This is a genomic window from Alteromonas sp. M12 (assembly GCF_037478005.1).
In the GTDB taxonomy this organism is placed as follows: Bacteria; Pseudomonadota; Gammaproteobacteria; order Enterobacterales; family Alteromonadaceae; genus Aliiglaciecola; species Aliiglaciecola lipolytica_A.
The window spans coordinates 3466620-3480187 of record NZ_CP144164.1; the positions used below are offsets into that span (position 1 = coordinate 3466620).

General features: G+C 42.6%; 15 protein-coding genes. 6 read left to right on the forward strand and 9 right to left on the reverse strand.

What is annotated here, in order from left to right:
• Window positions 1-72 precede the first annotated feature (72 nt).
• On the forward strand, window positions 73-318 hold the full coding sequence (locus VUI23_RS14945) for a hypothetical protein (RefSeq protein ID WP_342804852.1): 246 nt from the start codon (window positions 73-75) through the stop codon (window positions 316-318).
• Window positions 319-642: 324 nt separating this feature from the next.
• Here the strand turns inward: VUI23_RS14945 and VUI23_RS14950 are convergent, their stop codons facing one another.
• Window positions 643-1392 (reverse strand): glutathione peroxidase, encoded by a 750-nt coding sequence (locus VUI23_RS14950; protein WP_216048024.1) that lies wholly within the window; start codon window positions 1390-1392, stop codon window positions 643-645.
• Between the two features lie 450 nt (window positions 1393-1842).
• Between VUI23_RS14950 and asnB the strand changes: the two genes are divergently transcribed.
• Entirely contained in the window at window positions 1843-3510 is a 1668-nt protein-coding gene (gene asnB / locus VUI23_RS14955; RefSeq protein WP_216048023.1) for an asparagine synthase B, read from the forward strand.
• A 507-nt stretch (window positions 3511-4017) separates the two neighbouring features.
• On the forward strand, window positions 4018-4146 hold the full coding sequence (locus tag VUI23_RS14960; protein ID WP_342804853.1) for a hypothetical protein: 129 nt from the start codon (window positions 4018-4020) through the stop codon (window positions 4144-4146).
• Here the strand turns inward: VUI23_RS14960 and VUI23_RS14965 are convergent.
• From VUI23_RS14965 to queE, 3 genes are read right to left on the reverse strand one after another with little or no spacing between them, the layout of a single operon-like run.
• Window positions 4143-4985, reverse strand: coding sequence for a transporter substrate-binding domain-containing protein (locus VUI23_RS14965; RefSeq protein ID WP_216048022.1), 843 nt, complete (start codon window positions 4983-4985; stop codon window positions 4143-4145). The two genes, VUI23_RS14960 and VUI23_RS14965, sit on opposite strands and share 4 nt — an antisense overlap.
• Before the next feature lie 3 nt (window positions 4986-4988).
• Window positions 4989-5405 (reverse strand): hypothetical protein, encoded by a 417-nt coding sequence (locus VUI23_RS14970; RefSeq protein WP_342804854.1) that lies wholly within the window; start codon window positions 5403-5405, stop codon window positions 4989-4991.
• Window positions 5406-5419: 14 nt separating this feature from the next.
• The gene (queE, locus tag VUI23_RS14975; protein WP_342804855.1) at window positions 5420-6103 is read right to left on the reverse strand and encodes a 7-carboxy-7-deazaguanine synthase QueE; all 684 of its coding nucleotides are present in this window, start codon (window positions 6101-6103) and stop codon (window positions 5420-5422) included.
• Between the two features lie 112 nt (window positions 6104-6215).
• On the opposite strand from queE, the gene queC reads away from it, so the two are divergent.
• Genes queC through hemW form a run of 3 tightly spaced genes read left to right on the forward strand, consistent with a single transcriptional unit; the run spans window position 6216 to window position 8643 of the window.
• Window positions 6216-6872, forward strand: a complete 657-nt coding sequence (gene queC / locus VUI23_RS14980) for a 7-cyano-7-deazaguanine synthase QueC (RefSeq protein ID WP_342804856.1) — start codon at window positions 6216-6218, stop codon at window positions 6870-6872.
• A gap of 14 nt (window positions 6873-6886) precedes the next feature.
• Window positions 6887-7507, forward strand: coding sequence for an XTP/dITP diphosphatase (locus tag VUI23_RS14985; protein WP_216048018.1), 621 nt, complete (start codon window positions 6887-6889; stop codon window positions 7505-7507).
• On the forward strand, window positions 7504-8643 hold the full coding sequence (hemW, locus tag VUI23_RS14990; protein ID WP_342804857.1) for a radical SAM family heme chaperone HemW: 1140 nt from the start codon (window positions 7504-7506) through the stop codon (window positions 8641-8643). Before VUI23_RS14985 ends, hemW begins: the two co-directional genes overlap by 4 nt.
• A gap of 13 nt (window positions 8644-8656) precedes the next feature.
• On the opposite strand, the gene VUI23_RS14995 is transcribed toward hemW, so the two are convergent.
• The 5 genes from VUI23_RS14995 to VUI23_RS15015 all read right to left on the reverse strand — a co-directional run bounded on the left by VUI23_RS14995 (window position 8657) and on the right by VUI23_RS15015 (window position 13376).
• Window positions 8657-9445 carry a DUF2884 family protein gene (locus VUI23_RS14995; protein WP_216048016.1) on the reverse strand — a complete coding sequence of 263 codons (789 nt, stop codon included), beginning with the start codon at window positions 9443-9445 and terminating at the stop codon, window positions 8657-8659.
• 90 nt (window positions 9446-9535) lie between these two features.
• Window positions 9536-10042 carry a DUF1566 domain-containing protein gene (locus VUI23_RS15000; protein ID WP_216048015.1) on the reverse strand — a complete coding sequence of 169 codons (507 nt, stop codon included), beginning with the start codon at window positions 10040-10042 and terminating at the stop codon, window positions 9536-9538.
• Between the two features lies 1 nt (window position 10043).
• Window positions 10044-11750: a DUF1566 domain-containing protein gene (locus VUI23_RS15005; RefSeq protein ID WP_303502317.1), complete on the reverse strand. Its 1707-nt coding sequence runs from the start codon at window positions 11748-11750 to the stop codon at window positions 10044-10046.
• Between the two features lie 142 nt (window positions 11751-11892).
• Window positions 11893-12378 carry a PAS domain-containing protein gene (locus tag VUI23_RS15010; RefSeq protein WP_216048013.1) on the reverse strand — a complete coding sequence of 162 codons (486 nt, stop codon included), beginning with the start codon at window positions 12376-12378 and terminating at the stop codon, window positions 11893-11895.
• A 2-nt stretch (window positions 12379-12380) separates the two neighbouring features.
• Window positions 12381-13376, reverse strand: a complete 996-nt coding sequence (locus tag VUI23_RS15015) for a response regulator (RefSeq protein ID WP_342804858.1) — start codon at window positions 13374-13376, stop codon at window positions 12381-12383.
• Between the last annotated feature and the right edge of the window lie 192 nt (window positions 13377-13568).

Sequence of the window (13568 nt, forward strand, 5' to 3'; positions counted from 1 at the left end):
AAAATACTATAAACAGCCCAATCCCCCATTGCTACGTTTTTTTAACATTATAAACCCCATGGCCTAAAGGCCATGCTACAACCCCGTTATTGGCAACCCCATGGCCTAAAGACCATGCTACCACCTGTAGTCGGTGGCTTTAGCCCCGAGATGAATAGGTTAAACCCGAAATTGGATTGGGAAAATCCCGTGATAAATCCATGGCCTAAAGGCCATGCTACACCTGTAGTCGGCGGCTTTAGCCCCGAGATGGATCGTTTCAACACCGAGATTGGCGAGCGAAAATCCCATGGCCTGAAGGCCATGCTACACCTGTAGTCGGTGGCTTTAGCCCCGAGATGGATCGTTTCAACACCGAGATTGGCGAGCGAAAACCCCACGGCCTAAAGGCCATGCTACGCCTGTAGTCGGTGGCTTTAGCCCCGAGATGGATCGTTTCAACACCGAGATTGGCGAGCGAAAACCCCATGGCCTGAAGGCCATGCTACACCTGTAGTCGGTGGCTTTAGCCCCGAGATGGATCGTTTCAACACCGAGATTGGCGAGCGAAAACCCCATGGCCTAAAGGCAATGCTACGGGGACGGATGCAAAAAAAAACGGGCTAACGCCCGTTTTTCAATTTATTCTTCGATGTGCATTACTTATGATTTGAAATAAGCTTCCAATTCTTCGCTACCACCAATGTGTTTTCCACCAATAAATACTTGTGGAACAGTATCACGACCGGTGATGGCTTTAAGCGAAGTTAAAGTAGCGCCCGCTCCCATAACGATTTCTTCGTAAGAATAACCTTTATCTTTAAGCAACGCTTTTGCTTTTGAGCAGAAAGGGCAGCCAGGTTTGGTGAAAATACTTACGGCTTGAGGCTTCAATGCGCCAGGTGCGACGTAATCCAACATAGTGTCTGCGTCAGATACTTCAAACGGGTCGCCTGGTAAATCAGGTTCGATAAACATTTTGTCTACCACACCGTCTTTTACCAACATTGAATAACGCCAGCTGCGCTTGCCAAAACCAAGGTCGTTTTTATCAACCAACAAACCCATGCCGTCAGTAAATTCGCCATTACCGTCTGGGATTAAAGTAACATTGTCGCTTTCTTGGTCGGCTGCCCAAGCATTCATTACAAAAGTATCGTTTACAGACATACAAACAATGTCATCTACGCCATTTTCTTTAAACGTTTTTGCCAATTCATTGTAACGAGGCAAGTGAGTAGATGAACAAGTTGGTGTAAATGCACCAGGAAGCGAGAAAACAACAACTGTTTTGCCAGCAAAAAGCTCGTCGCTTGTAACATCAACCCATTCGTCATTTTGGCGAGTACGAAAAGTAACAGAAGGGACCTTTTGACCCGTTTTGTCTTCAAAGTTTGGATTAGTTTGTGTCATGTAAATCTCCAATTAATTAATAATTCCGGCTAGTTGGGTAAATAGTACAGCCTTTACTTTTTTAATAATAATGATTAAAACAAATCATGGTAATCTATAAAACAGATTAAAGGATTATTGAGCAGCTTTTCAATCGAAAAATATAAGTTGCCTGCCAAAATAGTTTACTGATAGATAGTTAATTAGTTTTGTTACGCTTAAGTTACATATGGGTGTTATTTTCATCGAATTCAATGAATTAATTGTAAACTTGCGTACTTAATTTAATTAATTGAAAATAAATTACATATTATCCTTGCAATTTTTGCTCATACTGGCAAATTCACCCGTTGGAAAAGGACATACGTCATAAAAATCTGAGCTGTTCGAAAAAGTTATTTCCTTTATCAGCCTTATTCTTGCGATACTTTTCCCTTACCTTAAACTTGGAAATAAGAGAGATAAACCTTTATGTGTGGAATATTCGGCATTCTGGACATCAAAACTGATGTATCAGAACTTAGGACGCAAGCGTTAGAGCTTTCCAAATTGCTACGCCATCGTGGCCCTGACTGGTCAGGTATTTGGAATAATAATAGCGCAATCTTGAGTCACGAACGCTTGGCGATCGTAGACGTGGATACTGGAGCGCAACCTTTAATTAGCCGAAATAATAATCACGTTCTGGCTGTCAACGGTGAAATCTATAACCACAAAGCGTTAGAAAAAGATCTTGCGCAACCTTATGACTTCAAAACCAAGTCAGACTGTGAAGTAATTCTTCCTTTGTACCAACAAAAAGGAATTGAATTTATAGATGAGCTACAAGGCATGTTCGCTTTCATTTTGTATGATGAAGAGCAAGATGCGTATTTAATCGCTCGTGACCATATTGGCATCATCCCTCTATATACTGGCTTTGATGAACATGGAAACTTCTATGTTGCTTCAGAAATGAAAGCATTGGTACCAGTATGTAAAACCGTTTCAGAATTTCCACCAGGGCATTACCTGTGGAGCAAAACCGGTGAGTTGAAAAAATATTATCAACGAGATTGGATGTCTTATGACGCAGTCAAAGACAACACCACAGATTTAGACGAATTAAAAACGGCTTTTGAAAAATCAGTGAAGTCTCACATGATGTCTGACGTGCCTTACGCGGTATTGTTATCAGGCGGATTGGATTCATCTTTGGTTTCGGCAATTGCGGCTAAATATGTAGCCAAGCGCATAGAAGACGAAGATAAGTCAGACGCTTGGTGGCCTCGCCTACACTCATTTGCAGTAGGTCTTGAAGGTGCGCCAGATTTAGTGGCGGCTAAGAAAGTAGCTGACATGATAGGCACTGTGCATCACGAGATTCACTTTACTATTCAAGAAGGTATTGATGCCATTCGTGACGTTATTTACTATCTTGAAACTTACGATACTACAACCATCCGTGCTGCTACACCAATGTACTTAATGAGTCGTAAAATTAAGGCTATGGGTATCAAAATGGTACTATCTGGTGAAGGTGCTGATGAGATATTCGGCGGTTACTTGTATTTCCATAAAGCACCAAATGCAAAAGAATTTCATGAAGAGACAGTGCGTAAATTAGACCGTCTGCATATGTTTGATTGTGCTAGAGCAAACAAAGCAACAGCAGCTTGGGGTGTAGAAGCCCGTGTTCCATTCTTGGATAAAGAGTTCCTTGATGTGGCTATGCGTCTTAATCCAAAAGACAAAATGTGTCTTGACGGAAAAATGGAAAAATGGATTCTTCGTAAAGCCTTTGATAATGGCGAATATTTACCACCTGAAGTACTGTGGCGTCAAAAAGAACAGTTTGGTGACGGTGTAGGTTATTCTTGGATTGATTCCATCAAAGACTATGTTGATAACGAAGTGACAGAACAGCAACTCGCTACCGCTGAATTTCGTTTCCCACACAATACACCAGATACCAAAGAAGGTTATTTCTATCGCACCATTTTTGAAGGTTACTTCCCTCAAGAAAGCGCGGCGAACTGCGTACCCGGTGGAAAATCTATCGCTTGTAGTACCGTAGAAGCCTTAGAGTGGGATGAAAGCTTTAAGAATATGGCTGATCCATCAGGACGCTCTGTAATCAGTGTTCACGGCAAGTCATAACCGCTAGTAAAAACCAAAAATGGGGCTTTTTAGCCCCATTTTTTTGCGCGAAATAAAGAGCGCCCCTGTAGTCGGTGGCTTTAGCCCCGAGCCAAATCCATGGCCTAAAGGCCATGCTACAATCCCGAGAAATACATCCTGTAGTCGGTGGCTTTAGCCCCGAGATGGTGAAAATCCATGGCCTGAAGGCCATGCTACAATTCCGAGAAATACCTTCCCTGTAGTCGGTGGCTTTAGCCCCGAGCCAAATCCATGGCCTAAAGGCCATGCTACAACCTTGAGAAACACATCCTGTAGTCGGTGGCTTTAGCCCCGAGATGGTGGCTTTAGCCCCGAGCCAAATTCATGGCCTGAAGGCCATGCTACACTTCCGAGAAATACATCCTGTAGTCGGTGGCTTTAGCCCCGAGCCAAACCCATGGCCTAAAGGCCATGCTACAATTCCGAGAAATACCTTCCCTGTAGTCGGTGGCTTTAGCCCCGAGCCAAATCCATGGCCTAAAGGCCATGCTACAACCCCGAGAAATACATCCTGTAGTCGGTGGCTTTAGCCCCGAGGTAGGTTGGAAAAACCTCGATATTGGTTTATCTCTGGGCGAAACTCATGCCCTAAAGGCCATGCTACGGTGTGGTTAATACCATAATTCTTTGCGGTCGATTGGCATTTCTGGTGCGATTAATGGGTTATCGATTTGGAAAAAGAATCGTTTGTCCATATTCGAGCGCTCGAAAATATCTTTGAATTCTGCTAAAAATAATTTATCAAATTGGCCGTTGGCGATGGCTTTTTCTAGACCATTTTCTAACAACTTAGCTAATGTACGATTACTTTTATTCACGAAAAAATACATGGCTGCCGGATATTTAATCCCTAAGGTGGGTTCAACCACAATGGATTCATCCATAAAATTGGCGTCGTATTCTTTCCAAACTTCGATTAACGAACGGGGAACAAAGTCACCTTGATTATTCGCCAGCATAGTGAATAAATTTGAATAGTTTTTAGAGGTTATGACATCAAACCCATTTGACTGTAAGATTTTAGTATCGGGCCAATCAAAACCTTGAATAGGCTTAAATTTGAGCAAGCTTTGCATTGTATCTATGTTCTTAAATTTAGTAAGCCGGTTTTTCTTAACTAAAAATACTCGCCAACCAATTAAGCCTTTGTAAATTGGGATTCGAATAGGCAGAAGTCGACTCTCTCTGTCCGTATCAGTCATACTCCAAACAACGTTAACAGATCTGTTTTCTGCCAATTGTTTTAACGACTTTTCCTGCAACATAACAACATTGGCAGCTTGTAAATTATAGTTAACTCCGGTCTGGTCTAAGGCTAAAGCTAGCAGCTTAACTGGATAGTCTTGGCGGCGATCATCGTCGGACATCGGTCGAGGATAGGTTATTTCCCATGTTGCTGCTGTGGCAACATGGCAAAATACTGACAATATCAACATTCCAATTATCTGTTTCATTGCTTAAACCCCGTGTTGTTTCATCAACTGACTAAATTGTTTTTGTTCGTCATCGACCACTATGATGAGAATCTTAAACAAGTCCACTTCATCTATTTGTAAGGTATAAGAACAATAGCAGTTAAATACGACTTTCTCATTTTGATCGCACAACGCCCATCGCACCTTCACAAAAATAACACTTTCAGATAAGCGCATTGATTGAATTATTTTGGGTGTATATTTGACCACACCACCGGTTTTTAATTTAGCAATGATATCGCCATTAATATTCTCAATTTCACTCTGAGAATGACAAATCATCTTAGTTTCGTCCGTCACTATCACCAGTGGTTTCCCAGAAAATTCTGAAACTTTGCTAACTAAACCTTGCTCCAATGCTTTGCCATATTCACTAAAGAACTTTTCTATTTTTTCCAACGACAACTACTCCATTACTCAATGCCAATGAACTTGTGGGTTTGCAACGACAACCGCCAATTTTTAGCTATACATGTTTTCACCGCCAGTTCAGTTGCTCTTTTTTGCTGACTAATGGGCTGCAAGTAAACTAACGGGGCCGGTGTTTGCTTAGCCCAGACTAACAACTCTTCAAGTTCTTCAATATGTTTTTCCATGGCTATCGGATGCTTGATTTCATTCGCTCGATAAATGGCATCCTCTCTAACCTTAAAACCTCCCTTCATATCGACTTTCGGCGAAACCGTCACCCAGGTCTTTGAGCTTACTTTTATTTCAAAGGTTCCGCTGGTTTCTACTGATACTGAATAACCGTGCTCAAATAAAGCGTCACATAATGGACGCAAATCATACATACAAGGTTCACCACCGGTTAAAATTACATTTTTGGCCTGATAATTTTGCTCTTCGAACAATTTCAGCAATCGTGTAATTGACGTCGAAAACCAATGCTCAGACTCCTGTGATTCGGCCATCACCTGTTCTGCATCTACTTGAAATTGCTGGTCTAAAGTCCAAGTATGTTTGGTATCGCACCAAGCACAGCCAACTGGACATCCTTGTAATCGAACAAATATGGAAGGCACACCGGTTAATGCCCCTTCCCCCTGAATAGACTCGAACACTTCATTTATTTTATATTCTATGGGAGTTTGCAAATAGACTTCCTCTAGCACTTTGACTCGCTTAACGGCATAATTCGCCCTTTCCGGATTGCAGTCAAAGATTTGTAACTGCATTAAAACAACAGATTATAGAGAAGCAAGGCAAATGTCACAAAAGGTAGTGGTAATTTTTTCAGGTGGAATGGACTCATTCACTGTACTTAACAAAGTATTGCGGGAAGGATATGAAGTCTATGCATTGTCTTTTGACTATGGCCAACGCCACAACAAAGAACTGACTTATGCAGCAAATGTATGTAACGAGCTAAATATAGCGCATAAAATCATCGATATATCCGCTATCAACGAACTTATCGGCGGTTCTTCATTAACCTCTGACATTGATGTGCCTGAAGGCCATTACGAACAGGAAAGTATGAAGACCACTGTTGTGCCTAATCGCAATATGATTTTGTTGTCGATGGCCGTTGGTTACGCTGTTTCATTGCACGCAAATAAAGTTTTTTATGGCGCTCACTCTGGTGACCATGCCATCTATCCTGATTGTCGACCTGAATTTGTGCATAAGATGAATGATGTGTGCGCTATTGCTAACTACGAAAAGGTTGAAATTGCTTGTCCATATCTGGATGTAAGCAAAACGGCAATTCTCACTGATGGTTTAAAAATGGGCTTGAATTACAATAAAACCTGGACCTGTTATAACGGTCGTGAAAAAGCCTGTGGGAAATGTGGTGCCTGTCAGGAGCGTCTTGAAGCTTTTGCAGACAATAATGCAACCGATCCCCTCGCCTACGAATAATACGAGTAATAAGCATGTCTAATCAAAAACAAAAAATTGTGCTGGCAACAGGCAATAAAGGTAAAGTCAGGGAGTTTGAACGATTGTTAGCAAACTTTCCTTATGAAGTTGTGCCGCAAAGTGAATTTGATCTGCCCGAGGCAGAGGAAACTGGCACCACCTTTGTGGAGAACGCCATCATCAAAGCTCGTCATGCCGCAAAGCTGACTGGCCTGCCTGCCATAGCCGATGACTCAGGCTTAGCAGTAGACGCCCTTGGGGGCGCTCCTGGCGTCTATTCGTCACGATATGCGGCAGCCGATGCCACGGACCAACAAAACGTCGATAAATTGTTGACTGAGTTAGAAGACGTCGCAGATGAAAATCGCAGCGCGCGCTTTTTATGCGTCATTGTATTTATGCAATCGGCCGAAGATCCTACGCCTATTATTTGCCAAGGCGAATGGCATGGACACATCAGTCAAGTACGGCGAGGCGAGAAAGGATTTGGCTATGATCCGGTCTTTTGGGTTTCCTCACAAAACCAAACCGCAGCGCAGCTGCCAGCGGAAGTAAAAAACCGTCTTAGTCACCGTGGTAAAGCCATGTCCAAGCTATTGGCAAGCTTATCCGACAAAATTGGATTAGTGGATTGATCGCCCCACCGCTATCCCTTTACATTCACATTCCTTGGTGTGTACAAAAGTGTCCATACTGTGATTTTAATTCCCATGGCATGAAACAGGCCATCCCGGAAAAAGAGTATGTTCAACATCTATTAGCAGATCTCGAGTTCGATGCTCAACAAGTCAAAGGGCGCACCGTTAACACTATTTTCATCGGTGGCGGAACACCCAGTTTACTAAGTGCTGAAGCACTGAGTACGCTATTGGTGGGGGTGTCACAGCGGGTTAATTTAGCCGCAGATGCAGAAATAACGTTAGAGGCAAACCCAGGCACAGTAGAAAGTCAAAAGTTCAACGATTTTAGCCAAGCGGGGGTTAATCGAATTTCCATTGGCGTGCAAAGTTTTCAGCCTGAAAAGCTCATCGCTTTGGGCCGTATTCACGATGATTCACAAGCCCTAAATGCCGCGCAATTTGCTAGAAACGCAGGCCTGAATAGTTTCAATTTAGACTTAATGCACGGATTGCCAAATCAATCTATTGATGATGCGTTGAGTGATTTGAAGATTGCCATTGAGCAAAGGCCACCGCACCTGTCTTGGTATCAACTTACCATAGAACCTAATACCCAATTTCATTCCAAACCACCGACTTTGCCGGATGACGATATCCTTTGGGATATCCAAGAGCAGGGCCAGGCTTTGCTTGATGCCGCGGGATATAAACAGTATGAAATCAGTGCCTACAGTCTGCCGGACCAGCAATGTCGACATAATTTAAACTATTGGCGCTTTGGAGATTATTTAGGGATAGGCTGTGGCGCTCATAGTAAAATTAGCGACCCCAAAAGCGGTTTAATAACCCGCACAGAAAAAGTTAAGCATCCTCGGGGTTATATGGATTTAAGTAAAGATTATCGATTTAAAACTTGGCAAGTCACACCTGAAGATGTGCCATTTGAGTTTTTTATGAATCGTTTACGTTTACTAGAGGCTTGTCCGAAACAGGATTACGAAATGCTCACCGGGCAAACTCTGACTAAACCCTTGCGACAAAACTTGGCGTTAGCGGTACAAAAAGGGCTGTTATCAGAGACGCCAAATGCATGGCAATTAACATCTCTGGGCAAACGCTACTTGAACACCTTGCTCGAAACGCTGGTGTGATTTGACTAGATTTTTAGTCAGTCATCTTGGTTTTTGAAGTAATGATGACATTGATGTCTTTCAGCTCCGGAATATTTTCCCGTAAGTTTTCTTCGATTTGATCTAAGTGATTCATTTTTTTACAAAACCAGTGGGCTTTCTTGCGTAAATATTGTGCTTTAGAGCCCACTTGCCTTTCCAATTCCTGTCCCATTGCTTCAATGCGCTGTGACAAATCATCTACTTTTTGCTCGGTTTCTTCGGTGCCACCATCACTTAGGCCACCAATAGCAGACAACACGCCGCCTAAAGAGGTGTTGAAGGCCTTTTCCAACTGCTCTTCTATTTCTTGATCAACTAAATCATTGACGTTTTCTAAGCGCCCGGGGCCGATGTAAAAGTTTTCATTGGCTTGAATGAATTTTTCTTTAATGCGATCTTGCACCCGCTGCAGTGAAGATTGGACTTTTTCGTAATTTGTATTATCGGTGCCAACCAAGCCCTGATAGACGTGCTCTACCGTTTCAACAGCAAGTTGCACACCTTCAGTGGCCAAAATAATCATTTTTGGCACCACATAATGTATTCCAGTGGAGAAGTCTTGCAGATCAGCCAATTGTTTAGGCGCAAGTTGAATAACATCACCAAACACAATCAATTGATTGGTATCATTGATTTGATAAATCGTACGGCTGTTATCATCCACAACACGGATCTGGCGATCGTTCACCACAACACCGTATTTTAGATCAATGTCACATTTGAGATCCGCAAAACTAGTCAGCGGATAAACCAAACATATTATTAACAGCAAAGCTCGCATTCATACATACCAATAATGACTCAGCGTTTATTGTGGACTGAATCTGGTAGGAAAAAAAGTAGTGAATAGACAAGCCGGATAAAATACAAGTTAATCGGCAGTACGCACTAATCTTACAAACACAAATAGGTCTTTTTGTTTGATTGAGTTACTACTATTGAAAAACGCGACAACCCAAGCTCTTTGCGAATCAGACAACGACGGCGTTGAACTCCAATAATCATCTGAAGGGGTATTAGGAAAGCGTGTTTCATTAATCGCAGGTCTTACGCACTGTCTTTCGGTGAGGCTAGACAGTTCTTTTACGTTAGGTAATCGCCATCCGTCTAAACTTGCAAATTCGTAACCATGGGCTTGCTGCAGGGCCTGTTGCCAGGTCAATGCATCGGCATCCCCAGTGCAAGTGCCGTTTTCCCAGGTTTGCCCTAAACTACATTGCATCCACATTAAATCATGATCGGTGTCGGTAACAGTGCCGTCGCCATTATCAATAAATTGGGTTTCAGAGGCCGTAGCAGGCGAATCAGACAAACAAGTTTGCGCAGAAACCACACCACTGAGTAACGACATGACACAGGCAACCAGAGTTAATTTCATATTAACGTCCTCCTCGAACTAAGCGTACTTTGCCTAAGGTTGATTTGTTTAAAAAGTTATCATTGCCAGTGGAAAAATCAATGGCCCAAGCGGTTTGTGAAGCATCGTCAGATACGCCATCAGCACTGGGTTGACTGGTCCAATACCAAAGCGGAGATGTCACAAAATCGTCGGTATAAGGAAAGTAATTTAAATCTATTTTGGTCCCCGTAACATTACCGTAGTGAACCAACGAAAGTAGTTCATTATGGGTGGGTAATCGCCAATCATAAAAATTGCAAAGTCCGGCTTGGTTAACCGCTGCTACGAATGACTCGGTATCACATTGATCATTATCGCAGGTTAAACTTAAGCTGCCCTGAGTACCTTCGTAACCACCGTTTAAATCTTCTTGATACCAACTGAACGAATGTTCGGCGCCATGCAATTCACTATCATCGGTTTTCACTTCCCACACCAGACCAGTAGTATTGTCTCGCACACAGCTCCAATCTTGGCTAGTATCATCTTGTTCATCGCCGATGGCGTCTAGTTTGGTAAAGTCGAATCCTTGCTCTCCACGTCCGGCTTTTTCTAACAAGCCATTTTCGCTAATGATGTCTTGCCCTCGTTGACCATCTTGACCTGGGAACGCCGACTGATGTTGCGTGCCATTTTGTGTCAAAGAGGCTTGTAAAGTAACGCCTGTGTCATTCATATTGCTAATCGGCAGAGGCTTAATCCGCACGTTGATGCTGTCTTCCACTTCATTTCCGTATGCATCCGTTACCATAAGCGTAAAAGTAACAAGCTCAGTTTGGGTCACTAAAGGCGCGATGGCATAAGTTTTTTCTGCACTACGATTATTAATCACTGGCACTAACTCTGAATCATTTAACCAGTCGAATAGCAACGGAAGACCAGCAGGGATGCTGGTGCTGGCTGCGCCTGTGAGCAGTATGATTTCGCCAGAAAAGACTTGATGATCAACACCAGCGTCGACTAAAGGCTGAGTTTGGCTAGCACTTAGTACCTGCAGCGTAATCGAGGCTGTATCCTGCGCACCTTCTTGATCGGTAACCGTTAATTCGAAGCTTAACGCATTTGCATCATCCAAAATCGGCGTAACAAACGCGATGCTATCACCATCTAAACTCACATTATCTAGCACATTGGTTCCGGCAGTTTGTTGCCAGCGCCATGCCGCTATTGGGTCAAGGCTGTCCGCTGGATCGACATCGCTGCTAGCACTACCATCTAAGGTAATTTCTATGCCTGCAGGGTAGCTACCATTGATAACAGGATTAAGAACTTCGATAAGTGCACTGGGCGCTTCATTAACTGGGTTTATTTGATATTCAACGGTATCAGAGCCCTGATTCCCATTTTCGTCGGTTACCACCAAAGTGAGTACATAAGTTAATATTTCTGTGGCGCTGGGAGCAATAAAAGTTGCTGCGGGTGAATTAGCATCTTCATGGGTAATGGTTAACGCCGGCGAAGCGCTCCAGCTGTATGTTAGCGTATCTGTCGTACCTTGGGCGGTGGCATTAAGCACTACGGTACTTTGCTCATTAACACTTTTATTAGTACCTGCATTTACCAATACATCGGGGGTTGGCTGATTAGTGTCACTATCTAAGGAGCTTCCTGAGCAGCTGGCGAGCAGTAAAACCATAGCGATAACTGCTACTACCTTGTATTGTCTAAGAAATAGTAAGTAATTCAAAAATAACCCCATAATTGATCAATCAATTTTAATCGATTAGCAAATAGATACGTCTGTGCCTCATTGATTTAAGTTTAGCAATTAATATACCAAACAAAGGTTATGGCCTTAATAAAGGGTAAAATAAGGGGCTAGTCTAGATTTAACTGTTTCTTAAGTTTTCTTCTAATGCGCTCAATTTGACTTGTACCGACTCCAACCTTTTTTTATTTTCGGCCACATCAGTGACATCGTAAATCATCATGCAAATGGTACTTACCTCACCAGTTGCACTAGCTAACGGGGATATAGTGATGTTTTGATACATAAAATCTTCACTACCAGTTATAGGACGGTAATTAGGAAATCTAAATAAGAATGGGCGTTGCTCCCAAGTCATGAATGCCCGTGTACCTAGCTCAAATACCGGGCGCGTTTTGCGGCGAAACCATTGCGGGTGAATATCGGGGAATAATTCAAACAGGCTTTTATTCTGTACCTGACTTGGCAACAAACCGCTGTGACTTTCCATGAATCCATTCCACACTTTGACCACAAAATCTTGATTCAGCACCACTATACCCACATCAACGTTTTGTACCATATCCATCATCCAATGGAATTCTGCCATTTCGTAATTTATCGGCATGGCTAATCCTCCAGTAGGTGTGAAAGTTTATAGTTCATCACCTGCATCGATTCTTCGGTAAACAACAACACCAAATCACACTGCACGTTGTATCCTTCTAAACCATAACTAAGCTCAATGGCTAAAGTTCTGCGCCACTTAGCCTTATTATGTGAAATAAGCTCGGATACACTTCTGTGTTGGCCCAACACAATGGGGTGCCCTTGACTGAAATTTAAATCAAGCTGATTGGCAAAGCCCCGCAAACATGTACCAATTAAAATGTTGGCGGCATCCATGAGTAATTCGAGTTGCACTTGGTCGTCGATTTCCTCCGTAACATTCATTATTTTAGCCACATCGCCAAAACTTGAATCACTCAGAATAAACAGAGCTTCCCCCGACACCCCGGCCCCTAAAAAGCCCTGACAGATGCCAGAAACAGAGTCTTTATCTTCAATGTCTTGCAGCATCATATGCAGTTCAGACACTTCAATTAGGTTTACATTAGGAATCGGTAGTTTGACGAACACGTTTAACATACGGGCTAAGTGATCGCCCGCCTGCCCCATAGCAATGTTAGTTATTTCTTGGTAACAATCACGTATGTCTGCGGGCAAAGAAGAGGCAAGAATTTGCGCTTCTATTTGTTCTTTAGCAATGAATTGGTGTTTAACCAACACTGCATGAATTTGTTCAGGATTGACCGGTTTCTCGATAAACTCGATGGCCCCCAAAGCCTTGACTCTTTCATGGGCTGTGGGCTGCACGTCACCAGAGATGACAATAACTTGCGAGTTCAGTTGATTTTTTTGCAGCATTTTCAGCGTTTCATAACCGTCCATTATCGGCATATTGAGATCAAGAAACATTAACTGCCCTTTTCCTTCTTCTATCGCAGCAATTGCTTCTTTACCGTGTTTAGCAAAATGAATCGCAACTTCCCAATCTCGGGGAAGACATTTAGCAACTTGTTTGCGCGCGACCATAGAATCGTCACATATCAACACTGAAAACATATTAATAAATATTCACTATTTAAAACGATAAGACATTGGATGAAATTAAGTCACAACTTAAGGGTAAAAATTTTCAACAAAAGCTAGAAAATTCATTCGCTTGTCAGTTGCTGTATGTTAATAAATAGCAGTGTTTGAAAATAACACCAATTAAAAGCCGTGTTTAATTTGATGGGGATCATGATTAAAGCT

Bases quoted from the DNA above. Each gene is read 5' to 3' on its own strand.
- VUI23_RS14945 (WP_342804852.1), top strand. From the start codon at position 73: ATGCTACAACCCCGTTATTGGCAACCCCATGGCCTAAAGACCATGCTA.
- VUI23_RS14950 (WP_216048024.1), bottom strand. From the start codon at position 1,392: ATGACACAAACTAATCCAAACTTTGAAGACAAAACGGGTCAAAAGGTC.
- asnB (WP_216048023.1), top strand. From the start codon at position 1,843: ATGTGTGGAATATTCGGCATTCTGGACATCAAAACTGATGTATCAGAA.
- VUI23_RS14960 (WP_342804853.1), top strand. From the start codon at position 4,018: ATGCTACAACCCCGAGAAATACATCCTGTAGTCGGTGGCTTTAGCCCC.
- VUI23_RS14965 (WP_216048022.1), bottom strand. From the start codon at position 4,985: ATGAAACAGATAATTGGAATGTTGATATTGTCAGTATTTTGCCATGTT.
- queC (WP_342804856.1), top strand. From the start codon at position 6,216: ATGTCACAAAAGGTAGTGGTAATTTTTTCAGGTGGAATGGACTCATTC.
- VUI23_RS14985 (WP_216048018.1), top strand. From the start codon at position 6,887: ATGTCTAATCAAAAACAAAAAATTGTGCTGGCAACAGGCAATAAAGGT.
- VUI23_RS14995 (WP_216048016.1), bottom strand. From the start codon at position 9,445: ATGCGAGCTTTGCTGTTAATAATATGTTTGGTTTATCCGCTGACTAGT.
- VUI23_RS15000 (WP_216048015.1), bottom strand. From the start codon at position 10,042: ATGAAATTAACTCTGGTTGCCTGTGTCATGTCGTTACTCAGTGGTGTG.
- VUI23_RS15010 (WP_216048013.1), bottom strand. From the start codon at position 12,378: ATGCCGATAAATTACGAAATGGCAGAATTCCATTGGATGATGGATATG.
- VUI23_RS15015 (WP_342804858.1), bottom strand. From the start codon at position 13,376: ATGTTTTCAGTGTTGATATGTGACGATTCTATGGTCGCGCGCAAACAA.